This window comes from Shinella oryzae (assembly GCF_023038235.1).
Taxonomy (GTDB): domain Bacteria; phylum Pseudomonadota; class Alphaproteobacteria; order Rhizobiales; family Rhizobiaceae; genus Shinella; species Shinella sumterensis.
This window is the reverse complement of the sequence record NZ_CP081988.1, coordinates 193,923-217,768: the sequence shown is the minus strand read 5'-3', so window position 1 is coordinate 217,768 and position 23,846 is coordinate 193,923. Positions and strand designations below refer to the sequence as shown.

Annotated in this window: 24 protein-coding genes; 12 read left to right on the top strand and 12 right to left on the bottom strand. The window is 58.9% G+C overall.

The features are described 5' to 3' along the window. Window positions 1-210: 210 nt before the first annotated feature. Window positions 211-780, top strand: coding sequence for a type 1 glutamine amidotransferase domain-containing protein (locus K6301_RS17265; protein WP_247221760.1), 570 nt, complete (start codon window positions 211-213; stop codon window positions 778-780). Between the two features lie 161 nt (window positions 781-941). Here K6301_RS17265 and K6301_RS17260 read toward each other — a convergent pair whose 3' ends face one another. Both K6301_RS17260 and choX read right to left on the bottom strand, forming a co-directional pair. Further along, window positions 942-1,973 (bottom strand): alcohol dehydrogenase catalytic domain-containing protein, encoded by a 1,032-nt coding sequence (locus tag K6301_RS17260; protein WP_247221758.1) that lies wholly within the window; start codon window positions 1,971-1,973, stop codon window positions 942-944. A gap of 5 nt (window positions 1,974-1,978) precedes the next feature. Continuing rightward, window positions 1,979-2,929 carry a choline ABC transporter substrate-binding protein gene (gene choX / locus K6301_RS17255; RefSeq protein WP_343298955.1) on the bottom strand — a complete coding sequence of 317 codons (951 nt, stop codon included), beginning with the start codon at window positions 2,927-2,929 and terminating at the stop codon, window positions 1,979-1,981. 103 nt (window positions 2,930-3,032) lie between these two features. Between choX and betI the strand changes: the two genes are divergently transcribed. Then, complete coding sequence (betI, locus tag K6301_RS17250) at window positions 3,033-3,659, top strand: transcriptional regulator BetI (protein WP_247221757.1); 627 nt, start codon at window positions 3,033-3,035, stop codon at window positions 3,657-3,659. 54 nt (window positions 3,660-3,713) lie between these two features. On the opposite strand, the gene K6301_RS17245 is transcribed toward betI, so the two are convergent. After that, window positions 3,714-4,340: a hypothetical protein gene (locus K6301_RS17245; RefSeq protein ID WP_247221756.1), complete on the bottom strand. Its 627-nt coding sequence runs from the start codon at window positions 4,338-4,340 to the stop codon at window positions 3,714-3,716. A 167-nt stretch (window positions 4,341-4,507) separates the two neighbouring features. Next, window positions 4,508-4,945 carry an Lrp/AsnC family transcriptional regulator gene (locus K6301_RS17240; RefSeq protein WP_134651613.1) on the bottom strand — a complete coding sequence of 146 codons (438 nt, stop codon included), beginning with the start codon at window positions 4,943-4,945 and terminating at the stop codon, window positions 4,508-4,510. 134 nt (window positions 4,946-5,079) lie between these two features. On the opposite strand from K6301_RS17240, the gene K6301_RS17235 reads away from it, so the two are divergent. Both K6301_RS17235 and ctlX read left to right on the top strand, forming a co-directional pair. Continuing rightward, entirely contained in the window at window positions 5,080-6,129 is a 1,050-nt protein-coding gene (locus tag K6301_RS17235) for an ornithine cyclodeaminase (RefSeq protein ID WP_247221755.1), read from the top strand. 8 nt (window positions 6,130-6,137) lie between these two features. After that, complete coding sequence (gene ctlX / locus K6301_RS17230) at window positions 6,138-7,058, top strand: citrulline utilization hydrolase CtlX (protein WP_247221754.1); 921 nt, start codon at window positions 6,138-6,140, stop codon at window positions 7,056-7,058. Window positions 7,059-7,115: 57 nt separating this feature from the next. On the opposite strand, the gene K6301_RS17225 is transcribed toward ctlX, so the two are convergent. The 8 genes from K6301_RS17225 to K6301_RS17190 form a co-directional block, all read right to left on the bottom strand. Further along, window positions 7,116-8,078 (bottom strand): arginase family protein, encoded by a 963-nt coding sequence (locus K6301_RS17225; protein ID WP_247221753.1) that lies wholly within the window; start codon window positions 8,076-8,078, stop codon window positions 7,116-7,118. Between the two features lie 54 nt (window positions 8,079-8,132). Beyond that, entirely contained in the window at window positions 8,133-8,825 is a 693-nt protein-coding gene (locus tag K6301_RS17220; protein ID WP_160872792.1) for an ABC transporter permease, read from the bottom strand. Then, entirely contained in the window at window positions 8,822-9,511 is a 690-nt protein-coding gene (locus tag K6301_RS17215; RefSeq protein ID WP_247221752.1) for an ABC transporter permease, read from the bottom strand. The genes K6301_RS17220 and K6301_RS17215 overlap by 4 nt, the downstream gene beginning before the upstream one ends. Before the next feature lie 4 nt (window positions 9,512-9,515). Continuing rightward, on the bottom strand, window positions 9,516-10,313 hold the full coding sequence (locus K6301_RS17210; RefSeq protein ID WP_247221751.1) for a transporter substrate-binding domain-containing protein: 798 nt from the start codon (window positions 10,311-10,313) through the stop codon (window positions 9,516-9,518). Window positions 10,314-10,345: 32 nt separating this feature from the next. Beyond that, window positions 10,346-11,116: an ABC transporter ATP-binding protein gene (locus K6301_RS17205; protein WP_425475422.1), complete on the bottom strand. Its 771-nt coding sequence runs from the start codon at window positions 11,114-11,116 to the stop codon at window positions 10,346-10,348. 190 nt (window positions 11,117-11,306) lie between these two features. Next, on the bottom strand, window positions 11,307-12,227 hold the full coding sequence (locus K6301_RS17200) for a LysR substrate-binding domain-containing protein (RefSeq protein WP_247221749.1): 921 nt from the start codon (window positions 12,225-12,227) through the stop codon (window positions 11,307-11,309). A 316-nt stretch (window positions 12,228-12,543) separates the two neighbouring features. Beyond that, the gene (locus tag K6301_RS17195) at window positions 12,544-13,554 is read right to left on the bottom strand and encodes a Gfo/Idh/MocA family protein (RefSeq protein WP_247221748.1); all 1,011 of its coding nucleotides are present in this window, start codon (window positions 13,552-13,554) and stop codon (window positions 12,544-12,546) included. 27 nt (window positions 13,555-13,581) lie between these two features. Beyond that, window positions 13,582-15,189, bottom strand: a complete 1,608-nt coding sequence (locus tag K6301_RS17190) for an aldehyde dehydrogenase family protein (RefSeq protein WP_247221747.1) — start codon at window positions 15,187-15,189, stop codon at window positions 13,582-13,584. A gap of 149 nt (window positions 15,190-15,338) precedes the next feature. On the opposite strand from K6301_RS17190, the gene K6301_RS17185 reads away from it, so the two are divergent. From K6301_RS17185 to K6301_RS17150, 8 genes are all read left to right on the top strand, one after another. Next, window positions 15,339-16,433: a substrate-binding domain-containing protein gene (locus K6301_RS17185; RefSeq protein WP_247221746.1), complete on the top strand. Its 1,095-nt coding sequence runs from the start codon at window positions 15,339-15,341 to the stop codon at window positions 16,431-16,433. Between the two features lie 63 nt (window positions 16,434-16,496). After that, the gene (locus tag K6301_RS17180) at window positions 16,497-18,047 is read left to right on the top strand and encodes a sugar ABC transporter ATP-binding protein (protein WP_247221744.1); all 1,551 of its coding nucleotides are present in this window, start codon (window positions 16,497-16,499) and stop codon (window positions 18,045-18,047) included. 20 nt (window positions 18,048-18,067) lie between these two features. Continuing rightward, a complete protein-coding gene (locus tag K6301_RS17175) occupies window positions 18,068-19,009 on the top strand; it encodes an ABC transporter permease (RefSeq protein ID WP_247221743.1) in 942 nt (313 codons plus the stop codon). Beyond that, window positions 19,006-19,974, top strand: coding sequence for an ABC transporter permease (locus K6301_RS17170; RefSeq protein ID WP_247221742.1), 969 nt, complete (start codon window positions 19,006-19,008; stop codon window positions 19,972-19,974). Before K6301_RS17175 ends, K6301_RS17170 begins: the two co-directional genes overlap by 4 nt. 66 nt (window positions 19,975-20,040) lie before the next feature. Further along, entirely contained in the window at window positions 20,041-20,607 is a 567-nt protein-coding gene (locus K6301_RS17165; RefSeq protein WP_247222528.1) for a DUF1349 domain-containing protein, read from the top strand. A 309-nt stretch (window positions 20,608-20,916) separates the two neighbouring features. Beyond that, on the top strand, window positions 20,917-22,056 hold the full coding sequence (locus K6301_RS17160; RefSeq protein ID WP_247221741.1) for an ABC transporter substrate-binding protein: 1,140 nt from the start codon (window positions 20,917-20,919) through the stop codon (window positions 22,054-22,056). 116 nt (window positions 22,057-22,172) lie between these two features. Next, on the top strand, window positions 22,173-23,048 hold the full coding sequence (locus K6301_RS17155) for an ABC transporter permease (RefSeq protein WP_247221740.1): 876 nt from the start codon (window positions 22,173-22,175) through the stop codon (window positions 23,046-23,048). Continuing rightward, window positions 23,049-23,837 (top strand): ABC transporter permease, encoded by a 789-nt coding sequence (locus K6301_RS17150; protein ID WP_247221739.1) that lies wholly within the window; start codon window positions 23,049-23,051, stop codon window positions 23,835-23,837. Window positions 23,838-23,846 lie beyond the last annotated feature (9 nt).

Genomic DNA, 23,846 nt, shown 5'->3' with positions numbered 1-23,846 from the left:
ACCTGTTCAGCCCAGGCGAAAGTGCTTGGGCTGAATTCCCGTGTGCGACTTCTTTGTTTCCCACGCACCGTCAACCTCATCGACACGCTCGGAGTTGCACATCGCGGCGATGAGGACGGAGTTCCCCTGATGGGGAACTTCGGGGTCTATCCATCGTTTGGCTCAGCGCGACGCTCTTGTTGCGACCCAACATTACCGATGGAGAAATTGATGACCTTAGCAGGCAAGAAGATCGCGATTCTGATCGCACCCCGAGGCACCGAAGAGCCCGAGTTCAAGCAGCCGAAGGACGCCGTCGAAGCGGCCGGGGCCGAGGTGATGGTCCTCGGGCTGGAAGCGGGCGAAGCGAAGACAAACAACAATGACCTTGATCCCGGCGGCAGCTACCAAGTCGACAAGACCGTGAAGGACGTTTCCGCGGACGACTTCGATGGGCTCGTCATCCCCGGCGGCTCCGTTGGCGCCGATAAGTTGCGTGCCGATGCGACGACAGTGTCTTTCGTTCGTTCCTTCTTCGAACAGGCAAAGCCGGTCGGTGTGATCTGTCATGGCCCTTGGCTTCTCGTCGAAGCGGACGTTCTGAAAGGCCGCACAGTAACTTCTTATCCGACCGTGAAAACGGACATCATTAATGCCGGCGGCAACTGGGTCGATAAGGAAGTGGTCGTCGACAAAGGATTGGTCACGAGCCGCAATCCAAAGGACCTGCCGGCTTTTTGCGCCAAGATCGTCGAAGAATTCGAGGAAGGGAAACATCCGCAGCAGGCGCGTAGCGCCTGATCGCGCTCAGGCTGAAGGCCGCAACCCCTCCGTCGCCTTCCGGCGGCGGCCTCTCTCGCTACGGCAAACGGAAGCTGGAACTTGTGCCGGAGCGGGGTGGGGCGGAAAAGAGTAAGTACATTCTCTGCGCTACCGAGATGCCCGGCCCGGCTTCGGACGTCTCATCCGGCTTTAAATCGTATGACGAAGCGGCCGGGTGCTTTACCCGCTTCCAGCGCGACGAGGGCGTCGGTGGCACGGGATAGGTCAATCTCCTCAATCGGATTGAGAAGCGGCTGTTTGGCGTGCATGGCGACGACCTCGCGCATCTCCTGTCGTGTGCCGACACTGGTCCCGGTGATCGTAACGCCGGTTGCAGTCAGCCATTCCTGCACGAGCGGGACGGGATCGGAGACCAGTGCCGCCGCGACGATGCGGCCCCTCGGCCGGATCGATCCGACGATCGCCGACCAGGTCGCGGTTGTCGGCGCGAAATTGATTGCCGCTTGGAAGCCGGGATTTTCCGCCAGGCGTTGTTCAAGCCCCTCCCCTGCGACTTCCGTTTCGGCTGCACCGTAACGCCGGGCATGTTCCAGCTTCGCCGGATCGCGATCGACGGCCACGACGTGAACGCCCATGCGGGCTGCGATCTGCACCGCGTAGAGGCCAAGTCCGCCACAGCCGAACACGGCCAATCGTTCACCGGCCGTCACACCCGCCCTGCGAATGGCACCGTAGGCGGTGACACCGGCACACATGACCGGTGCCGTCGCCAAGGGGTCGACATCAGACGGTAGCCGAACGGCGAAGGCAGCATCGACGGCGACATATTCCGCAAAGCCGCCGGGCACGTTCAATCCATGAGCTCGCTGGTGCTGGCAGAAGGCCTCGTAGCCATCGCTACATTCATCGCATCGCAGACAGGTGTCGTGCAGCCAGGGAACCCCGATCGTTTCGCCGACTGTCCAGCCCTGCACACCTTCGCCGATCGCCGTGACGACACCGACACCCTCGTGACCGAGGATAAACGGCTCCGGCGCTTGAGGTGGCCGTACGTCGCCTTTCCAGATATGGACATCCGAATGGCAGATGCCGCATGCCTGCAATCGGACGAGCAGCTGGCCGCGTCCCGCACCGGGCCGCGGTACAAGTTTGACCTGCAATGGCTTCCCATGTCCAGCCAACACGGCGGCACGCATCGACATCGTCGCCATTGTCGTCACTGGATATCGAGCTCCGCCTTGACCGCGGCCAAGCCCGGCTTGCCGTCTAACGTCTGCACATCCTTGAGCCAGGCATCGAGCTTCTGCGGGTTGGCCTTCAGCATCTTGATCGCGGCGTCGCGCGCTTCCAGTCCGTCTGTCATGATCATGCTCATGCCGGCGTTCTCGTAATCTATGTCGAAGACGAGGTTGCTGAAGAGCTTCGTCACGTTGGGGCACTGTTCGGGATAGCCCTTTCGGACGATCGTGCGCACCGTGGCACCGCCGAAATCGGGTCCGAATTCCGCGTCCCCGCCTGCCAGATAGGCCATGTCCATGGTGACATTCATCGGATGCGGCTGCCAGCCGAGGAAGACGATCCACGCGTTCGTTTCGACGGCGCGCTGCACTTGTGTCAGCATTGCCGCTTCGCTGGACTCAACAACCTCCCAAGTACCATCCAGTCCGTGGGCCTTCTTTTCGACCATGTCGAGCAGCGGTTTGTTGGATCCGGGCTCGATGCCGTAAATCTTGTGATCAAGCCGGTCTGCAAATCGCTGCAAATCGTCGAACGACTTCAAACCTGCGTCGTGGACATATCTGGGCACTGCCAGGGTGTATTTCGCTCCCGTCAGGTTTGTCACGACGGGAATGACCGAGCCATCGTCGAAATAGGGCTTGTAGTCGATGTCCTGCACCGGCCTCCAGTTGCCCAAGAACACATCGATATCACCGCTCCGCAGGGAATCGAACGTGATATTGAGGGCGAGAAGCGTCTGGCTGGGCTCATATCCTAAGGCGCCCAGAATGAGTTCGGCGGTGGTGTTGGTCAAGGCGATGTCCGTCCAGCCAAGGTCTGAGAGACGCACCGCTTTGCATGCCTCGGCCTCACCGGCAAACGCCATCTGGGTCTGCATTGGACACGCCACGCCCGCGGCGACGATCATCGCGAAAACTTTCCTGTTCATCAGCGTTCCCCTTTTGGTTTTCCACGAGGATAGGAACGGATATTTTTAAGGCAAGCAAAATTTTGTTAAAGCGTACAAAAAATTGATCTGCTACGGAAAATCCATGCAGCAGAAGCCCAAGAGACCACGTACCCGCATCGAGGACATCAGACGCGTAGAGTTGATCGACGCGGCGCACCGCATCTTCCTGAAGGAAGGATTGCGCGGATTGACGAGCACGAAAATCTGTTCAGAAGCAGGCCTCTCCCAAGGCATCCTCACCTACTATTTCAAGGATAAGGAAGAGGTCCTCTTTGAGATGGTGCGGATGAACAACCGCGTCCTGGCCAACGAAATCGTCCTGAACCTCCGTCGTGCGCATTCAGGCTGGGAGAGGCTGATGGCGCTCATCGATGGAAACTTCCCGGCGCAACGCTTCGACAAGCAGGCGGCGAGCGCCTGGGTCTCGCTTTATGCCGAAGCCTCGCATAACGAACGTTACGCCCGCCTGCTACGACCCTATTACCGCCGCCTTCGGTCAAATGTGTCCAGCATCCTCAGACCCTATCTCGAGCAAGACAAGATCGATCACTTCAACCTTGGCTTTGCTGCGATGATCGACGGGCTGTGGCTGCGTCGGGGGCATGCGGACATCGATCTGTCCTTGGCGCAGGCCAAGTCAGTTCTGATCGACTATGTCGAGAAGGCGCTGCCCAATGAGGTCATTCGACTGCTCTCTGAGCCGAATTGAAACGGCGCGGATCGCACGACCGGAGGGCAATTACGGGGATGCGCAGTCGACGAACTACCGAAGCAGGCCGTCGAGGTCGAAGTCCTCCCAGCCTCGAAGGGGTGGACCGGGATCGTCGGCGCTCTTATCCTCCTTCTTCGACCGTTTGTTCTTCTTGGACAGCCGCGTCAGCTTCGCCTGATAGGAGGCTTGCAGTCTTTTCTCGGCTTTTGCTTCGGCATCCTCGACCCGCCACTCATCGACCGCGCCACGATTGAGGAGCTCATCCACGACCTTCGGCTCAAAAACGTGGAAGGTAATTTGCCGGGCTCGCCCCGCCAGCCTGACGGTTCTCGTCCCCGCGCTGCGAAGACGGCCGTCCGCGAGCCAGCGATGCCGCTCGCTGGTCTTCATGCCAAGGATGTCTTCAATCTCACGCGGGATGACGGGCAGAAGCGGGGCATCATCCAGCGCCTTGGAGATGACCAAGACCGCAGCGTTGAAAACAGCCTTTTCTTCGGCTCGCATTGCCAGAATAAGATCGCTTCCGTCGAGCGAGATCGCTTTTTTGGAGATGGCCGGTAGCCGCGCCTGAATCTCCTGTAGGATACCTTTCGCGCGAACGGATGAACCCATCGTCACCGCAACCGGCAAAGTCCATGTTCTGATCAATTCGACGGTGTTCTTTTCGTGTTTTGGCATGCCAACTACATGGTGCGCGCGATATCCTGGGTCAATGGACACAAGCCGGCACTCCATATGAGATGGATTCAGAAATAGCTTCCTTAATCTTCGCTGAAAGCGCATTCCGCCAAAGCGCATGCCGCGCGTAGGTGAACCTCCCCACGTGTCAATCGAGGAAAGCGCGCTCACACACTGCTTAAGAGCAGGCTCGTCTCGCTGTTGGCGACACCATCGATCATGCGGACCTCACGCAGAACGCGATCGAAATCCGAAAGGCTTGCGGCACGGATGTTGGCGATGAGGTCCCAATTGCCGTTTGTCGTGTGCAGGGAATACACTTCGGGCAAGCCCCGCATCTTGCGGATGACTTGAGTGGTTGATTTCCCAACCACCTCGATCATCATGACCGCGTGCACAGTCTGCTCGTCATAGTCCTCGCGGACGCGGACAGTGAAGCCGAGCAGCGTTCCCGTTTCCATCAAGCGATCGAGGCGGTTCTGAACCGTGCCGCGCGCGACGCTCAGCGCGTCTGCAAGCTTTGCAAGGGACGCGCGCCCGTCAGCGCGCAAATGCGCGATGAGGCGACGGTCGAGATCGTCGGGGATGTATTTTGCGATGTTCACGTGGTGATTGACCTTTTTAACAATTCCCGTGGCTATTTCGCACAAAGCTTTACGTAAATTGACACTATTCTGCAATTTTCGCCAGCAGGTTTGACAGCTATCCTGATGTTCGATCACAAGTGAGAGGGTAGCCCATGTCCGCACCGCAACCATCCGCCAAGGCATTCGTGCCCTTTGTCAGCGTCGAAACCATGATGCGACTTGTCCACCACATCGGCATCGAGACGATGCTCGTCGAACTCGCCGGTGCCATTGAAGCGGACTTTCGGCGCTGGGACGTTTTCGACAAAACGCCCCGGATTGCCTCGCATTCCAATGACGGTGTCATCGAGTTGATGCCGACATCGGATGGCGAGATCTATGCGTTCAAGTATGTGAACGGACACCCCAAGAACATGGCGCAAGGCCTCCAGACGGTCACGGCCTTTGGACTGCTCGCACAGGTCGCCACCGGTTATCCGCTCCTGCTGACCGAAATGACACTCCTGACGGCGCTTCGCACCGCTGCGACGTCTGCCATGGCTGCACGTCACTTGGCGCCGAAGGGCGTGACGACCATGGCAATGATCGGCAACGGCGCTCAGGCCGAATTCCAGGCCCTCGCGATGAAGGCCTTGCTCGGCATCAAGGTCGTTCGTCTGTATGACATTGATCCGCAGGCCACCGAGAAAACACGCCGCAATCTGACGGGAAGCGGATTGGAGCTTATTACCTGCAACACCGCGCAGGCCGCAATTGAAGGCGCGGGCATCATCACCACCTGTACCGCTGACAAGCAGTACGCCACGATCCTGACCGATAACATGGTCGGCGCAGGGGTACATATCAACGCGATCGGCGGTGACTGCCCGGGCAAGACGGAGCTGCATAAAGATATCCTTCTGCGAGCCGACACCTTCGTGGAATATTCGCCGCAGACACGCATCGAAGGTGAGATACAGCAGATGGCCGAAGACTACCCGGTAACCGAGCTATGGCAGGTTGTCTCCGGCGCGATGGCGGGCCGGCGTGGTCAGAACCAGATCACACTCTTCGACAGCGTCGGCTTCGCCGTCGAGGATTTTTCAGCACTGCGCTACGTCCACCAGAAACTCAGCGGCACCGGGTTCTCACAGGATCTCGACATCATCGCGGATCCGGACGATCCGCGGGACCTGTTCGGTATGCTCCAGCGCGCGAAGTGAGCTCCAGCATGCGCCATTCCATTCAAGCCCCCGCAGCCGTCGTCATGGTTCGTCCCCACCATTTCACCGTCAACACCGAAACGGCGGCAGACAACAGCTTCCAGACTATCTCCGATCACGGTGAAGATCTGGCCTTGAGAGCTTATGCCGAGATCACCACCGCTGCGGCGACCCTGGAAAGCCATGGGGTCAAGGTCCATCTCTTCGAGGACGAAGGTACGTCAACTCCGGATTCCGTCTTTCCGAACAATTGGTTCTCCACCCATGCGGGCGGTCATGTCGCGATCTATCCGATGAAGGCTGAAAGCCGGCGTCGAGAGCGGCGATCCGATATTATCGAGATGTTGAAAACGGACTACCGGGTTCAGGATGTCATAGATTATTCCGGACTTGAGCCGGACGCCCTGTTCCTCGAGGGCACCGGCGCCATGGTGCTCGATCACATCGACCGCGTCGCCTATGCCGTTCGCTCGGACCGAACCAATCCGATCGCGCTGGAGCGGTTCTCGACCCACTTCAACTTCGAGCCCATGGCCTTCGAGGCCTGCGACAGCAAGGGTATGCCGATCTATCATACCAATGTGCTGATGTGCATCGGCACGGATTTCGCTGCAATCGGAACCGGGATGATCAGCGATAGACGACGCCGCGAAGAGGTTGTGGGGCGCCTCGCACGCTTCGGTCGCCGGATCGTCGATTTGAGCGAAGAGCAGATCGGTCGCTTCGCGGGCAATGCGCTGGAGTTGCAGGGAACCGAAGGCCGCATCCTCGCCCTCTCCTCGACAGCACTCGATGCGCTCGACGCTGACCAGCGCGCGGCCATCGAGGAAAGTGCCCGTCTTGTCGCGCTCGATATCCCGACTATCGAGCGGGCGGGCGGCTCCGTTCGCTGCACGTTGGCGGGCATCCATCTGACGCCGCGGCACTGATCGCAAGAACGGAAAGGCCCGCCTCTCGCGGGCCTTTCGCTTGTTAGGCGTTTGAACTCAGTCGGCCTGGCGCACAAGCACGCCCAGAGCCGTCGTGATCAGCCGTGCGAAGGTCAACGCGCCGATGCCATCGACGTCACGCTCGGGCATGAACTCGACAAAATCCATTGCCGCGATCCGGCCCCGCGCCGCCGCGCCCTTAATGAGATCGACGGTCTGATAATAGCTGAGGCCACCCGGTGCCCGACCGATGACGCCCGGGATAAGGGCCGGGTCGAGCGCATCCGCATCGATGCAGATAATGATGTTGCTGCCGTTGGGAATACGCTCGAGCACCGCTTCGACGCCGTTCTTGTGCACGTCATAGGCCGGGAAAAACTCTGCACCCCATGCCACCGCGTCCTCGTAATCACTGGTCGCGGCCGAGCCGATGCCACGAGCGCCGACCTGAATGATGCGCTCGATATGCGGCATTTCGGACGCGCGGCGCATCGTCGAGGAAAGGCCGAGCCGCTCACCCATATGGACCTCACGCCAGTCGATATGTGCATCGATCTGCAGGATGGTGAATTTCGCGCCATTCGCCTGCGCACCGATTGCCTCAATCATCGGGATCGGGATGGAATCGTCGCCGCCGAGAAGCACCGGCACCGCCCCGCGTTTCAGGAAGGTCGAAACCGCGTCGGCGATCTTCTGCCGGTTTGCCGCGCTGTCCGCCTCATCGAAGGTGAGATTGCCGCAATCGACCGGCCGTAGCTTGGCGCTTGGGAAGACGGGGCCGCCGTGATCGAAATCGTGCCGATCCACGTTGGCGGTCAACGAACCGGTCGCCCGGCGCAGGGCGTCCGGCCCGTTGCGGCAATAGGCGCCGACGGCGGCATAGGGCGTCGCGCAGGGCGCGCCGAGGATGGCTACCGGCGCGGCCATCGTCTCAAAATCGGCGCAGGCTTCCAGCCCCAGGAATGTCTTCGTTTCAGCCGCAGCGCCAAACAGCGCGCCGAGATCTGCCTTATTGTCCATAACGTCTCCTCTGCCCGGGCGAACCGGGTCTCTCACTTTCGGATGGGTGAAGGGTCAGCCAATGCGGCTTTCGAGATAACCGGCCCACCGCCGCTGCACGAGCTGGAAGGCAGACACAAGTGCGAAGGTCAGCACCAGATAGATTGCAGCGGCCGTCACATAAGGTTCGAACTGAATGTAGTAGTTCAACGTGATGTTGCGCGCCACGCCCGTGACCTCAAGGAGAGTGACCGTGCTTGCGAGCGAGGTGGCATGCAGCATCATGATCATCTCGTTGCCGTAGAGCGGCAGCGAACGGGTAAGCATGGCGGGAATGAGGATGCGGCGGGCTTGTACGAGGCCGGACATGCCATAGGCCCTCGCTGCCTCGATCTCGCCCACCGGGATATGGCGCAGACCGCCTGCGAAGATTTCGGTGGAATAGGCTGTCGTATTGAGCACGAATGCCGCGATGACGCAGACCATCGGGCTGGAGAGCCATGGCCAGAGCACGCTTTCGCGCACCAGACCGAACTGGGCGAGGCCAAAGTAGATCAGGAACAGCTGGACGAGAAGCGGCGTGCCGCGGAACACGAGGGTATAGGCCATAACGGTGTAGCGAAAGGCCGCGTTCTCGCTGTTTCGCAAGAAGGCGAGTGGAATAGCGAGGAAGAAGGAGATGCCGAGCGACGCGAAGGCAAGGATGAGCGTCAGCTTGGCGCCTTCGAGATAGAGCGGCAGGTTTTCGACTATCACATCCCAGTTCATGACAAGACCTTTCGGGTGCCGACGTCGAAGCGGCGCGCGACGAGGCAGAGCAGCGACATGGAGACAAGTGTCACGGCAAGATAGAAGCCAGCGGCGATAAGGTAGAAGGTGAACGGCATGGCGGTGGCTTCCGCCGCCCCCTTTGCGCGGAACATGACGTCCTGCAGGCCGATCAGCGAGACCAGTGCCGTGCCTTTCGCCAACACCAGCCAGTTGTTTGTGAAGCCTGGGAGAGCGAGACGGACGAGCTGCGGCAGGATGATATGGGTGAACATGCGGCGGCGTGTCAGTCCATAGGCGACTGCCGCTTCGATTTGCCCGCGCGGAATGTTTTGCAACGCCGTTTTGAACGTCTCCGTCATGTAGGCGCCAAAGATGACACCGAGCGTCGCGATGCCCGCGACGGTCGGAGAGAACTCGACGCGGAAATCCCAGCCAAGCATCTTTATCCACTGGTTCAAAAGCGCCGGCAGGCTATAGAAGACCAGCAGCATGATGACGAGATCCGGGATTCCGCGCACGACAAAGGTATAGATGCCGGCAACCGCGCGGAGGCCGGAACTTGCAGAGAGTTTTGCAAAGGCGGCCGTGAGGCCGAGAAAAGTCGCCACCAGCAGCGACAGGACGGCAACCAGCAGGGTCGTGGACCCTGCTGACAGAATTGCCGCGGCGTAGTCGGCGACCATACGCTTATTCGCCGAAATACTTGGCGTTGAGCGCGTCGAGCTTGCCGCTTTCACGGACGGCCGCTAGACCCTTGTTAATCTCTTCAACGAGCGCAACATTCTTCTTGTTGATCGCGATCGCGACCCCCTCACCGAATTCCTTGGCGTCCTTGCCGGTCAGCTGTGGGCCAACGAGCTCGAAATCCTTGCCGGAATCGCTTTTCAGGAAGCTGTGAATGATCTGTGCTTGATAGCTGATATGCAGATCCGCGCGGCCTGCTGAGAGTTCGAGATAGGGCGCACTGCCGCTGTCATAGCGCTTGATGGTCGCCTGGGGGAAGTGGGCCGTGACATAGGCGTCCATCGGAGTGCCGGTCTGCACTGCGATGATCTTACCCGCGAGGCCCTCCGGTGTGATGTCGAGGCCCGCACCCTTTTTGGCGACGAAGCGGAAGGTCGGATGACTATAAATGTCGCTGAAGGCAATGACCTGGCGGCGCTTGTCCGTTACGGTCAACTGTGAGATCAACGCGTCATATTTGCCGTCGATGAGACCGGGGATCATGCCGTCCCATGCGGCGTTGAAAATGTTGCAATCGAGCTTTGCGGCTTCGCAGATCGCCTCCATCAGCTCGATGTCGTAGCCTACGACTTTGCCGCTGGCGTCGACGGATTCAAATGGCGGAAACGTCGCGTCGGTGGCGATCTTGATCTGATCGGCATGGGCCGGGTTCAGCATCGTGCCCGTAGCGATCAGGGTTGCGAATAGGGAGATGGCTGGCAGTCGCATGGTGGCTCCTCTGGAGTTGTTGTTGTTGGCCAAGATTGAACGGGGTGAAAGGGTGTGTGCGAAGGCTAGTGCTTGAGGCGCCCGGCAAGGAATTGCTGCAGTCGCGCGCTCTTCGCGTCCTTGAAAATTGCGTCCGGCGTCCCTTCCTCCTCGACACGACCCTCATGGAGAAAGAGCACACGGCTTGACGCGTGGCGCGCAAAGCCCATTTCGTGGGTCACGACGACCATCGTGCGCCCCTCCTCCGCGAGAACCTGCATGACCTTGAGCACTTCGCTGACAAGTTCGGGATCGAGCGCTGACGTCGGCTCGTCGAACAGCATAACGTCCGGATTCATGCTGAGTGCACGGGCGATCGCGACACGCTGCTGTTGGCCGCCAGACAGATGCGCCGGATACTTGTCGAAAACGGCTTGGCCGAGACCGACCTTTGCAAGATTTGCCTTCGCACGCTCCGCTGCTTGCGCCTTCGAAAGACCGAGCACGCTCATCGGCGCTTCCATGACGTTGGAGAGCACACTCATATGGGACCACAGGCAGAAGTTCTGGAAGACCATAGCGAGCTTCGAGCGGACCCGCCGAAGTTGGTGGCGATCCGTCGGCCGCAACGTACCATCGCGCTCCCTCACAGTCGCGAGCACCTCCCCATCGATTGCGATGGTACCCGCGCTAGGACGCTCCAGAAAATTGATGCAGCGAAGGAAGGTGCTCTTACCGGAACCGCTCGCGCCGATCACGCTGATGACGTCGCCGGCATTGGCGCTGATTGAAACACCTTTCAGCACCTCATGGCCGCTATACGACTTGTGAATGTCCGTGGCGGTCAACATCGGCATCTTTCCACTCTAGGCTTTGCGCGTGTGCATAATTATTCGGCTATTTACCCGCTTGATGCAATTTTGCACAATTGATGAATCCTCACACCAAAGATGATGAGAGATCATCTATCATGTCTGATCCCAGACCGCTTCCGCGGCATAGCCAACGGAAAATGTGAAATTTATTCATTGGTTTGAGATCTGCTGGCTATGGAAGCGTCTCAAGCGCGATATCGCGGCCGAAAGCGGTCAGGAGCCAGCGAAGAAAAAGGCGTGCCCCGGCACGATGCAGGCTCGCCGTGTTACACACGACGTGCCAGCCACCAAAAGCATCGATCGAAAAGGGGAAAGGCTTGATAAGAACACCGCGTCTGAAATCACCGCCCGACAAAGTGTCGCTGACAAGCGCCACGCCGGTTCCATGGACGGCGAGATCGATCGCCATGCCGAGATCGCTGCAATAGAGATGGCGTGCCTCCTGGTCGGCGCCGGGAGCCCCCGCCTCGAAGAACCACCGCCGCCATTCCGATCCATCGTCCCAGTGCAGCAGGGTAACGCGGTGAAGATCCGAAGGATGGCTAAGACTCCCACCAATGCTATCGAAGAGGACAGGGCTGCAAACCGGCGTGATGTTGACATGCGCAAGGAGCGTCGACCAGCGATCGGCCCAACCGCCCGCGCCGAAGGAGACGCCGACGTCTATATCGCTCAGTTCATGCACCCTCTGGTTTTCAACCAGCCGTATGTGGCATTCGATTGCTGGGTGGTCGCGACAGAATTCGTGAATATTCTTGGCAAGCCAAGTGTTGGCGAACATGGGGGGGCACGCGATATCGAGCCGCCCCTGAACCTGACCGGCATCCGATAGTCGAAGAGCTGCGCCAATGATGTCTTGCATTGCGGCCGAGACCACCTTGGCAAAAATCCGTCCGGCATCGCTGAGCACGACGCTCCGTCCGGACTTTTCGAACAAGCTGCAACCCAGCGCTTCTTCCAGCCTGCGGATCTGGTGACTGACAGCGCTATCCGTAAGAGCGAGTTCGGCAGCGGCTTTCGTAAAGCTCTGGTGGCGGGCGGCCGCCTCGAACGTTTTCAACGTAGGAAGCGGAAGGTTGCGCAAACTGTTCAACAAGGCTCCTCAGACTGGCAATCTTCCATTTTAGTCAGGCCGTTTGGGCTTGCCGGAGACGACATGACAACAGCGGCCGCCGTTTCGCAGTCCGGCATCCTGTGTTACTGCGTCTCAGTTTCCGCTTGCAAGCGGTTTCGGGCAAGCCCAAAAAATCGATGGGGCGTTGCCACGGCGCAAAGCAGCTTTCGATGGCCGTTGCCATCTGAATGGAACCCACCCTCCCCTATAAGACGCCGATCACCGTCGCCAGAGGAAGCCGGTTGCCTGATGTAGGATCAATCAAACGCCGGAGCGAGATTACGAGGGAAGCTGACTACCCATCGATCCTGATACGCGTCCCTGTAGCCGCAGATTGTCTTACTGCGTCAAGCACACGCATGCCGGAGACAGCATTCGAGATCGGCCAGAGCTGCTCGATTTCGCCGCGCACGGATTTTGCGAAAGTTCGGACCTCGTGCTCATACTGATTTGCTGGAGGAAAGCGTATCGTCTCGACGCGCTGGTCATATAGATCGTCGCGGCCGCGCAGGTGAATGACTGTTTCCTGTTGTGCGGACGGCCAAACAGCCACCGGCAACTCCATCCACCCCTCTGTGCCCGTTACCATGATCCAGTGCGACCAGGCCTGGAGCAGCGCCCCTGAGAAAAGCAAATTCCGATGGCCTGGAAATTCCAGCATGCCGGCGACGGCGATGTCGACGCCATCGTCGGGCGCCTTTTCGAAGGTTGCAGTCACAGCAAACGGCTCATCTTCAAACAGAAAACGCGCAGCCGTAATGGGATATATGCCTACGTCGCCAAGTGCGCCGCCGCCCAGTTCCGGTCGAAAGCGGATGTCATCTGGATTGTCGTTCATCACGCTATAGGTCGCGTGAATCTGGGTGACGCGACCGAGCCGGCCGCTGCGGATAATGTCGCGTGCTGCAAGCCAGCGCGGATGGTATCGCACCATGAAGGCCTCCGACACCTGCAAGCCGGTGGCCAGTTGGGCGGCCTGAAGACGTTCGGCCTCTTTCGCATTGAGACCAAGCGGCTTTTCGCAAAGCACATGCCGGCCCGCCTCCAGCGCCTCGATGGCTTCATCGACATGGCAATTATTGGGCGTCGGAATGTAGACGGCCTCGACGGCGTCATCGCGCAGCATCTCGCTCAGCGATGTGTAGTTCCGCGGGATATCGAATGTGGACGCGACGGATGCCGCGCGCGCCGGGTCGCGCGAGGAAATTGCGACGACCTCGCATTCCTCGACCGCCTTCATGGCAGGGATAACCCAATCGCGCGCGATCTTCGCAGTCGAAAGTATGCCGAAACGAACTGGTTTCATTCTTTACGTCCTCAATATCGATGGTGCTTAATGGCCGGCGCGCAGGCGAATGAAAGTCGACTTGGTTTGCATGAACTCCAAGAGGCCTTCCGTGCCATTCTCGCGACCCAACCCGCTCGCCTTTACGCCACCGAAGGGCAGCTGAGGCACGGTTTCCAGATAGCAATTGACGTAAACGAAGCCGCTCTCGAGCGCGGCGGATACATGCATGGCGCGATCGAGATCCTTCGTCCAGAGCCCGTTCGCAAGGCCATAGGGCGTCGCATTGGCGAGCGCGACCGCTTCCGCTTCGCTTTCGAAGGTGGTGACCCCCAGAACGGGACCGAAGACTTCCTCGTTGAAAATGGTCATTTCAGGCGTAATGCCGGTGAAGATCGTCGGCTCGACGAAGTAGCCTGAATCGAGGCGTGCATCGGAGGGGCGGCCGCCGCCCGTGACGAGCGTTGCCCCTTCCCGCTTCGATGCTTCGATATAGGAGATGACCTTAGCGTGGTGCTGTTCGTGGATCATGGGGCCGATATCCGCCTCTGCATCCTTGGAAGTACCAAGCTTCAACGAGCGAGCTTTGCTGGCGAGGCGTTGGACGAAATCATCCGCAATCGACTTTTCAACGAGGAGACGGGCACCGGCACAGCATTCTTCTCCCTGATTGATCGTGAAGGCGGCAAGTGCGCCGTCGACGGCAGCTTCGAGATCGGCGTCGGCGAAGACAATGTTGGCGCCCTTGCCTCCGAGCTCCAGCGCGACCTTCTTGAGCGTTTGCCCGCACAGAGCGGCAATCTCCTTGCCGACGGTGGTCGAACCCGTGAACGAAATCATGTCAATATCCGGATGAAGGCAAAGCGTGCGCCCGACGTCGTCGCCGTTGCCTGGAAGGACGGAGATCACCCCATCGGGTATTCCAGCCTCCTTGGCAAGGCGGGCATATTCCAGCGTTGTTCCCGGCGTGAAGGTCGAGGGCTTGATCACCACGGAGCAGCCCGCCGCCAAGGCGTAGGGCAGCTTCTGGAAAAGCGTGACAGTAGGAAAGTTCCAAGGGAGGATCATCCCGACGACCGGTAGTGCTTCGTGGGTTACGAGACCGAGTTTCTCGGCACCCTCGTGGTTGATAACCTTGCCCGGTATGTTCCACGCCAGTGTGGCCGCAAAGCGCGCGAGCTCCACCGACCATTCGATCTCGCCGCGGGCGGCGGCCATGGTCTTGCCTGCTTCTTCGGCCTCGATGAGGCTGAGGTGATCGAGTTCAGCCACGATCAAGTCGGCAAAGCGCTGAATGATCTTACCACGTTCGATGGCCGGCATTTTTGACCAGACACCCGATTTGAACGTCGCTTTGGCGGATGCGACCGCTCTTCCGACATCTTCAGGCGTGGCGAGGCAAACTTTTGCGACCGGTTCGCCGTTGGCTGGCGAGTATCGGTCATGGCTCTGGTTTCCTTCAGGGCGTTCCACCACGCCGTTGATCCAGAGCCCGTACTGACGATGAAACATTGCACTCACCTGTTTTCCTTCGAAAATTCGTTTGGTTTTCCGTCTGGCTACCATCGCGTCATGAACCGCAGCACGACAGCGGCAGAAGACATATTGCAACAGATTGTATGATTGCATCCAATCTTCAGTCATGCCGCGTGTCAAGCCATCAACCCAGATTTTGACTGTGCGAGCCGCTTGAGCGCTAGGTTAGCGAGAGCCCGTCAAGTCGCATTATCGTATATTGACATCAATATATTGGATACTATTCTGTTGATGTAAGGCTTAGCCGACCAACAATAAGGAGCTTTCAGATGGGAAAAATTTGGAAATTGAAAACGGCCGCGCTGATGTTGGCGATGGGCCTTGGCGCGTCCAGTGCCATGGCAGCGGAAAGCTATTTTCCGGAGTGCTTTGCACCCTGGGACGCCGATACCAAACAACTGTCTGCCGTAACGCCGCGCGAAGGCCCGTACCGCATCGCGCTGGTCAACGGCTTTACTGGCAACGATTGGCGCATCCAGATGATCCGCGCTGCGGAGTCCTACGTTAAGCGCCCGGAGATTGCAGCGAAGGTGAAGGAATTCACCGCCGTCAGCGTCGGCAACGACGTCGCGGCACAGATTGCGGCGATCGAGAATTACGTTGCAGCCGGCTATGATGCGGTGCTGTTCATCGCCGTCAACCCGGAGGCGTTCGACGCCGTGATCGACCGTGCCAACCAGGCAGGAACACTTCTCGTTTCCTTCGACAATGTCGTCTTCAACGACAACCACCTCATTGTCGATATCGACCATGGCGAAATCGCTGCCAAGAAGGCGCAGGCCATTCTCGACGACCTGAAGGCGAAGAACATCACCGAGGGCAAGGTGCTCTGGGTGCGTGGCCTGCAGGGAAATGCAACGGAGAAGCAGCAGACGGAAAGCTTCAAGAAGGTATTCGAGGGGACGTCCTTTGAGGTGGTCGAAGTCGTCGGGAACTGGGATGTCGGCACATCGCAGCGCGTGACTGCGGAAGCGGTTGCGGCGCACGGCAAATTTGTTGGCGTTGCCAATGCCTATGGCAGTATGGGGTCGATCCAGGCCCTGCTCGACGCCAAGCATCCCGCCGTGCCTTTCGGTTCGGACACGATGAACGGCGCCGTGCGCATGCTCGCCGAAAACGGCTTCACCGGCGTTGCGATCGGATCCTCACCGTCGGTTTCGGCAGTGGCCATTCTCGCCGCCTTCTCAAGCTTCGAGGGAAAACAGATGCCACAGCGCATCAAGCTCCCGCCACCGTCGCTGCCGTCGACGGACTGGAAGGACGGCATTGCCTATTTCTCGCAACTTCCGGCTTCCTTCGACACCGCGACGGGTTTCAAGGAATGCAACCTTCTCTTCACTGCGGATGAACTGACCGCCAATTGAGCGGCGCCGGCGGGCCGCGCTGAGGCCCGCCGCGTTTGCCCAAACCGACGAGAAGGGACTGCAATGACGGTGAATGCCATACGATTAAGAGGTGTCGGCAAATCCTACGGGCCGACCAGAGCACTTTCCGACGTGAGTCTCGATATCGAGGCGGGAACGGTGCATGCGATTCTCGGGGAAAACGGGGCGGGCAAGAGCACGCTCATCAAAATTCTGACTGGGGTCCTCGCTCCCGATACCGGCACCGTCGATCTCTTCGACGAGCGTCTGGACCATGACGGCCCGCAAGCCGCCGAAAGACTTGGCCTTGCGACCGTGTTTCAGGAGCTTTCCCTCGTTCCGCATCTCTCGGTCGAGGACAATCTCTTTCTTTCCAAGCCGCCGCGATCGAAATTCGGCTGGATCGACCTGCGTCGACAGCGTGCAGAATCGCGCCGTTGGCTCGACCTGGTCGGCTTGGGCGACGTTCATCCAGGCACCCATGCCGGTCAGCTGTCGCTCACCCAGAAACAGCTGCTGGAGATCGCCAAGGGATTTGCCAGGACGCCGCGGATCCTGCTCCTCGACGAAGCGACGGCATCCCTGCCCGGTAACGATGTTGATCGGCTCTTCAAGATCATCGCCGACGCGCGGCGCGAAGGCCTTACCGTCATCTACATCTCGCATCGAATGAGCGAGATAGAGCGTATCGCCGATCGATGCAGCGTGCTGCGCAATGGTCAGCTAATAGAGACATTCCCCACGCATTCGCGTTCGCACGACGAGATTTGCCGAATGCTCGCCGGCCGTGAGATTTCGCAGGTTTTCCCGCCCCGGCATTCGCTGCCGACCGATGCGCCCGTCGTGCTGAGCGTCTCGGGGCTCTCGGCAGTCGATAAGGTGAAAGACATCTCGTTTGCGGTCCGGCGTGGCGAAGTGCTCGGGATCGGCGGCCTCGAAGGCCAAGGCCAAAAGGAGCTTCTTCAAACTCTCTACGGCGCCATTCGCACGGCGGCAGGTTCGGTGACGCTCGACGGCAAGCCATTCAACCCGACCGGTCCGGCGGCGGCCATTGCTGGCGAGCGACCCGTTATGCTTCTTCCGGAAGATCGCAAGACGGAAGGCCTGCTGCTGGCGGAATCAATCCGTGACAACATGCTGCTCTCCGTAAGAGGAAGGCTCAGTCGATATGGTTTGCGTAATCAGGTTGCCGAGGTCGTGCGCAGCGGTGACATGATACGCAAACTGGCCATCAAGATTGCCTCACCCGAGGCGCCGGTTTCCTCCCTCTCCGGCGGCAACCAGCAAAAGGTCTTGCTGGCGCGGCTGCTGCTCAATGAGCCTGCAGTCTATATCCTCATGGATCCGACGCGTGGCATCGACGTGGGGACCAAGCAGGAAATCTATGCGCTCATTCGCGACCTTGCGGATCGTGGTGCGGCCGTCCTCTTCCTCACGACCGATTTCGAGGAACTCATCGGGATGTGTGACCGCGTCCTTGTTCTCTATGGCGGCGCAATCACGCGTGAACTTCAGGGCGAGGCGCTCAACGAGGTCAACGTCATGGAAGCGTCGCTCAACATGACACGCCCCGAGACCATCCGAAACCCTGCGGAAATGGAAATCCCGACATGAAAATCCTGACATCGCGACACATGCCGGTCCTGCTCGGCGCGATGGTCTTCGTCATCGTGCTTGCTGTCTATCTCGCTGTGCATCCACGCGGGATTTCCAGTTTCGTCATCCAGTCCTACGCGAATTCGGCTGCCCCGCTCGCGCTTGCTGCTCTTGCCCAGACCTTTCCGGTCCTCACTGGCGGGCTCGATCTTTCGGTCGGCGGGATGGTGGCACTCACCAATGCCCTCGCCTCGGAGCTGGTGCATGGCTCTCCCCTCGAGATTGCCTCTGGTGTCCTCATTGTGCTTTCCGTCGGCGCGCTCTGTGGCGCGTTGAACGGTGCGCTTATTGTGTATGGTCGCCTCCAGCCGATCATCGGCACGCTGGCCACAGGCGCTGTCTTCAGCGGCCTTGCCCTGTTCATCAGACCTTTTCCCGGGGGCGAGGTGGACGCTGGGTTTGCTTACGCGATGACATCAATCCTTTTTGGCTTCCTACCGGTATCGACACTGATGATCGCGATCATCGCCGCCTGTACATGGGCTGCGATATCGCGGGCATCTCTTGGGCGGGGAATATTCGCTGCCGGATCGGCGCCACAGGCAGCACGACTGTCGGGCCTTCGCATCGAGCGATCCATCATCGCCGCTTACGTGCTTTCCGGGTTGTTTTCTGCCCTTGCGGGCTTGTATCTCGGCTTTCAGACCCTCTCGGGCGATGCGACGATCGGCGCGCCCTATACAATCAACTCCATCGCCGCAATTGTGATCGGCGGGTTGTCGCTGCGTGGAGGTGCAGGCTCACCACTCAGCGCGATCTTCGGGGCCTATGCGCTGCGCGCGATCGGCGCCGTTCTGCTTTTCACCGGCGCACCGCCGCTTGCCCAGCCGCTTTTCGAGGGCATGGTGCTCGTCACCGCCGTTGCCGCAGCGTCCATCGCGCTGGTGCGCGATCCCAACCGCCTGAGGGCTTATCAATGATAAACTTGTTCTCCATAGCTCTCCGCGTGGAGCGGTCGATCTGGATCGCCTGCCTCTTCGTTCTCGCTCTGACCATCGTTATCGGCATCACATATCCGGCGACGATCTCGGTAAACTATTACATGCAGCAGTTGCAGATCGCGGCATTCGTCGGGGTTCTTGCCAGCGGCGCCATGGTCGTTCTATTGCTCGGCGAGATCGATCTCTCGATGCCCTGGACTGCGACGGCAGCGGGTATGCTTGCCTGCGGGGCTTTCAGTAGCGGGGCAGCCTGGGCCAATGACGGCACGGCTATTTCCGCGGCACTGCTGCTGGGCTTGGCGATTGGTGGTGTCAACGCCTTCGGCGTTGCCATCCTTCGTGCCCCGTCCATGGTTTGGACGCTTGGCGTCAACGCTATCCTTCTCGGTTTGACAGTGGTCTATGCCGGTGGCTACAGCCCCCAAACGAATGCCTCTCCCCTGATGCGCCGCCTCGCCGTCGGACGCGTGTTCGACGTCGTTCCGGTGGCCGTACTGATCTGGTTGTTCGTCGGAAGCGTTCTTGTCCTCGTCCTGCGACTAACGCCGCTTGGCGCGTGGATCTACGCGATGGGTCGCAGCTCCCGCGTTGCCTATCTTGCCGGCGTCCCCACGCGTGTCGTGGTTCTGTTCGCCTTCCTATGGGCCGGATTTTGCTCGGCCGTCGGAGGCGTGCTGCTTTCGGGCTATTCCGGCCAGGCCTTTCAGGCCATGGGCGATCCCATGCTGCTACCAAGCATCGCAGCCGTCGTCGTCGGGGGAACGAAGGTGACCGGCGGCGAAGGCAGATACCTCGGCACCGTCATGGGTGTGCTTGCGCTTACGCTCCTCTCCAATGTCCTTTCCCTGATGCAGGCGCCCGAGGCGCTGCGACTGATCATATACGGCAGCACAATCATCTTGATGCTGCTCGTCAGCAGACGGCGATCACCGGCACATCATTAGCATGTCCGGAACAGAACCATTTACCTGTCCCACAACACAAGGATAAGCCGCATGGATGCGTTTGGAATGAAGCTCGAATGGTACAGCGCACCCTCATCCTGCTCATACAAGGATGGGACTCTGGAGGTCGTGACCGGAGACAAGACCGATTACTGGCGTGAAACATTCTACGAATTCTGGCGAGACGATGGCCACTTCCTGTCGAGGGAGGTCGAGGGTGATTTCAGCGCCGAGGTCACGGTTCAGGGCGACTATGAGGCTCTCTATGATCAGGCGGGCCTGATGATGCGCCTGAGCGAAAGCCACTGGATCAAGACAGGCATAGAATTCACCGATGGCCAGATGTATTTCTCCGTCGTCGTTACCAACAACCAATCCGACTGGTCGTTGGTCCAGGTGCCCGTCGATACCGGTGGGATGCGCATTCGGCTGACACGCCATCACGAGGCGATCCGGGTCCAGTATCTCAACGGCGAGAATGGCACATGGATACCCGTCCGCCTCGCCTATTTTCCGCCTACGAAGAAAGTTCAAGTCGGCGTGATGTGCTGCTCGCCGGAGCGAGCGGGGTTCACCGCTCGTTTCAAGGATTTTGTTATCGGGCCTCCGATCGCACGCGAGCTGCACGACTGAACACATTTCGACCCTGCGGGATAAGCAAGACCGCGGGGTCTGGATATCGTGGGCTTGAATGCAACAAATCCGACCAACACTGATCTGGCGCCGATCCATTTATGCGGAGACAGTTGCGTTTCAGATTGCCTTATTGTTATATCATATCCAATCTTCATTTTTATATGCTCAGGCGATTAGGCTCGGATTTCCAGCGCCTAGCGGGCGGCGATACGAAAGGACGAGGGGTGGCTCTCTTCGCTAAAAACCGTTGACATTTTAAATAATGTATCCAATATATTGTTTAACATAAAACAAGGGAACACAGCTATGCGACCGAAATACGAAACTCCAAACTTTGATGAAACCCGCCGAGCCCTTCTGATCGGTGGCGCAGCCGCCGGCCTCACGGTCAGTTTCGGAAGATTGTTTTCGACGCCTGCCTCAGCCGCAATGGGCGGCACGATTCAAGTCATGGCATGGGAGGGCTATGACCTGACGAACGAGTTGAAGGGATGGCGAGAGGCGAACGGCGTCACTGTCGAAACCACGTCGATCGCATCGCAGGATGACGTACACACCAAGTTCATTGCCGGCAATCCGCCGCCGCTTGATCTGGCCGAATACAATCAGGCCTATAGCGAGCTTTACATCGACCAGCTCAAGATCGTCTCGCCGCTCGATGTCTCGAAAATCCCGAATTATAACGCAGACAACCTGTTCAGCGTTTTTTTTGACAAGCCGACTTGGTTCAAGGACGGTACGCTCTATGGATCCCCCTACATCTGGGGCTTCAATACGCTCCTCTACAACTCAGCGGAAATGGACGAGCCGAAATCCTACAAGGATCTTTTGAAGCCGGAGCTCAAGGGCAAGATCGCCATCATGGACGATGCGACAGGCAATTGGCCGCTGATTGCCCGTTTGGCCGGCTTCGGCAAGAAGTATCCGTCCCTGACGAAGGATGAGCTGAAAACCGCGTTTGACGGTTTCGGTGCCTTCCGCGACCAAGCCCGACTGATCGCAATCAACCAGGGCGATGTTGCGAACTTCATCGCATCCAAGGAAGTGCTGGCCGTGGTCGTGGCAGATCCGCAGATCATTCAGCAGGTCACCGCTCAGGGCGTGCCGTTGAAGATGGCGGTTCCCGAAGAAGGGCCGGTCCTGTGGGTCGACGCATGGTTCATCCCCGTTTCGGCGGATAATGTTGAAACCGCGCATGATTTCATAAATCAGTCGCTTGACCCGCAGGTGCAGGCAAATGTCTGCATGAGCATTCATCAAGCCCCTGTCTCAAAGAAAGCAGTCGAGCTTTTGGATGAACCCGCCCGCCAGCGTATCGATTATTCCAAGATCGAAGAGATTTTCTCCGCGGGACTTCCCGGCATTCCGCCTGTCGAGGCGGAGGGGGAGATGGCAAGCTACGACGATTGGATTCAGGCCTGGCAGCAGTTCAAGGCCGGCATGTAAGTGCATCGGCATTCCCGGCGGCGTCTTGGCGGCCGGGAATGTGCTGAGTTTTCTGCCGCATTGTCCGACGCCGAAACGATGCCGTTTCGGCAAGAAATGCTCTAGGAGTTATCTCGTTGGTCAGCTCACAAAAAACGGGCAGTTTCCTGGCGGCTCCGGCAGTCACCTATATGGTGATTTTCTTCGTCGCCCCCAGCCTCCTTCTCTTTTCATATAGCTTCTGGACGGCAAGCTCGTTCCGTATCGTCCCGGACTTCGTCCTGACGAACTATCTCTCGTCGATGAAGTCCCTGCTGTTTCTCAAGGTCACGCTCAACGCGCTCTTCATTGGCCTTGTCACCGCGACGATTTCCGTGCTGCTTTCGCTCCCGATCGCTTACTATCTGACCTACGTCACCCGCTCCAAGGTGATATTCTACCTTATCCTCGTCACCTGGTTCTCCAGCTATCTGGTGCGGATATACGCTTGGCGGACGTTGCTCGGCACCAACGGCCTTCTCAACGTGGCACTGCTGCAACTGGGCATAATCGCGACACCTGTCGAGGCCTTTCTGTTCAGTCCCTTCGCCGTGGGTATCACTCTCGTGCACATCTATCTCCCCTTCGCCATCCTGATGGTGATCTCCGCGATGAGCGAAATCAAGAAGGAGCTTATCGAGGCGTCTCGCGACCTTGGAACGAGCCCGCTCGGTGCATTCGTGCGGGTCGTTGCTCCCAATGCCGCACAGGGCTTGATCGGTGCATTCATGCTCACTTTCATTCTCGCGGCAAGCGACTACGTCACCCCGCAGATGGTGGGCGGCTCCTCCGGGCAGACCACCGGCCTGCTTATCGCTGATCAGTTCCGAAAAACCGGTAACTGGCCGCTCGGCGCAGCGCAGGCGTTCATCATGTTCGCACTATCGATCCTGGTCTACGTGATCATTACAGCACTTGCCCGTGCGTCAGGCCTCACCCGCCCTCGCAAAAGCATCTTACGACAGGAGAAATAGATGATCCTGCGTGTCACAGTTTATCTGATCATGGCATTCCTGCTCGTCCCGCTCGCGCTGATCTTTCTGTTCAGCTTCAACGAAAGCCCCTCTTTCACCTTCCCCATAACGGGCTACAGCATACGGTGGTATGCGCAAATCTTCTCGGACCCTCAGCTCGCTTCGGCCCTGTGGAAGAGCTTCTGGATTGCGACATTGACCGCGATCATCACCTTCATTCTTGGGGCGGCAGCGTCACTGGCCTGGTTGCGCCTGGGGCGCAACGGCCGCACCGTTCTCGAAGTGCTTTGCATCACCCCGATCGCACTTCCGGGTCTGTTCCTCGGCGTGTCGCTGCTGGTGCTTGCATCTCAGGTCGGCGTTCAGCTCTCGATGATCACCATCGTCATCTCTCATGTGGTGCTTGCACTTCCGATGCTGATGATTGCGATGCGAGCGCGGCTCGTCTTGTTCGATCCGAACCTCGAGGAAGCATCGCGCGACCTGGGGGCCTCCCAGGTCCTTACGTTTCGGCGGGTCACGCTCCCTCTCATAGCGCCGACGCTCATTTCCTGTGCCGTGCTCAGTTTCGCGCTTTCGTTCGACGAGTTCGTCGTCACGGCCTTCGTATCGGGCACCGAGACGACGCTGCCGATGTACATCTGGTCGATGATGCGCCGCACGGTCACGCCGCTCATCAACGCCATCTCGACGCTCGCGATGGTCTTTACCATCGCCATCATTTCCATCGCTCTTGCCATCGCCGCGATGAAGCGTGCGACAAATCTCTCCAGCCGCAACGCTGCTTGAAGGAAAACG

Bases quoted from the DNA above. Each gene is read 5' to 3' on its own strand.
- K6301_RS17265 (WP_247221760.1), top strand. From the start codon at position 211: ATGACCTTAGCAGGCAAGAAGATCGCGATTCTGATCGCACCCCGAGGC.
- K6301_RS17260 (WP_247221758.1), bottom strand. From the start codon at position 1,973: ATGGCGACGATGTCGATGCGTGCCGCCGTGTTGGCTGGACATGGGAAG.
- choX (WP_343298955.1), bottom strand. From the start codon at position 2,929: ATGAACAGGAAAGTTTTCGCGATGATCGTCGCCGCGGGCGTGGCGTGT.
- betI (WP_247221757.1), top strand. From the start codon at position 3,033: ATGCAGCAGAAGCCCAAGAGACCACGTACCCGCATCGAGGACATCAGA.
- K6301_RS17245 (WP_247221756.1), bottom strand. From the start codon at position 4,340: ATGCCAAAACACGAAAAGAACACCGTCGAATTGATCAGAACATGGACT.
- K6301_RS17235 (WP_247221755.1), top strand. From the start codon at position 5,080: ATGTCCGCACCGCAACCATCCGCCAAGGCATTCGTGCCCTTTGTCAGC.
- ctlX (WP_247221754.1), top strand. From the start codon at position 6,138: ATGCGCCATTCCATTCAAGCCCCCGCAGCCGTCGTCATGGTTCGTCCC.
- K6301_RS17225 (WP_247221753.1), bottom strand. From the start codon at position 8,078: ATGGACAATAAGGCAGATCTCGGCGCGCTGTTTGGCGCTGCGGCTGAA.
- K6301_RS17220 (WP_160872792.1), bottom strand. From the start codon at position 8,825: ATGAACTGGGATGTGATAGTCGAAAACCTGCCGCTCTATCTCGAAGGC.
- K6301_RS17215 (WP_247221752.1), bottom strand. From the start codon at position 9,511: ATGGTCGCCGACTACGCCGCGGCAATTCTGTCAGCAGGGTCCACGACC.
- K6301_RS17205 (WP_425475422.1), bottom strand. From the start codon at position 11,116: ATGCCGATGTTGACCGCCACGGACATTCACAAGTCGTATAGCGGCCAT.
- K6301_RS17195 (WP_247221748.1), bottom strand. From the start codon at position 13,554: ATGAAACCAGTTCGTTTCGGCATACTTTCGACTGCGAAGATCGCGCGC.
- K6301_RS17185 (WP_247221746.1), top strand. From the start codon at position 15,339: ATGGGAAAAATTTGGAAATTGAAAACGGCCGCGCTGATGTTGGCGATG.
- K6301_RS17180 (WP_247221744.1), top strand. From the start codon at position 16,497: ATGACGGTGAATGCCATACGATTAAGAGGTGTCGGCAAATCCTACGGG.
- K6301_RS17175 (WP_247221743.1), top strand. From the start codon at position 18,068: ATGCCGGTCCTGCTCGGCGCGATGGTCTTCGTCATCGTGCTTGCTGTC.
- K6301_RS17170 (WP_247221742.1), top strand. From the start codon at position 19,006: ATGATAAACTTGTTCTCCATAGCTCTCCGCGTGGAGCGGTCGATCTGG.
- K6301_RS17165 (WP_247222528.1), top strand. From the start codon at position 20,041: ATGAAGCTCGAATGGTACAGCGCACCCTCATCCTGCTCATACAAGGAT.
- K6301_RS17160 (WP_247221741.1), top strand. From the start codon at position 20,917: ATGCGACCGAAATACGAAACTCCAAACTTTGATGAAACCCGCCGAGCC.
- K6301_RS17150 (WP_247221739.1), top strand. From the start codon at position 23,049: ATGATCCTGCGTGTCACAGTTTATCTGATCATGGCATTCCTGCTCGTC.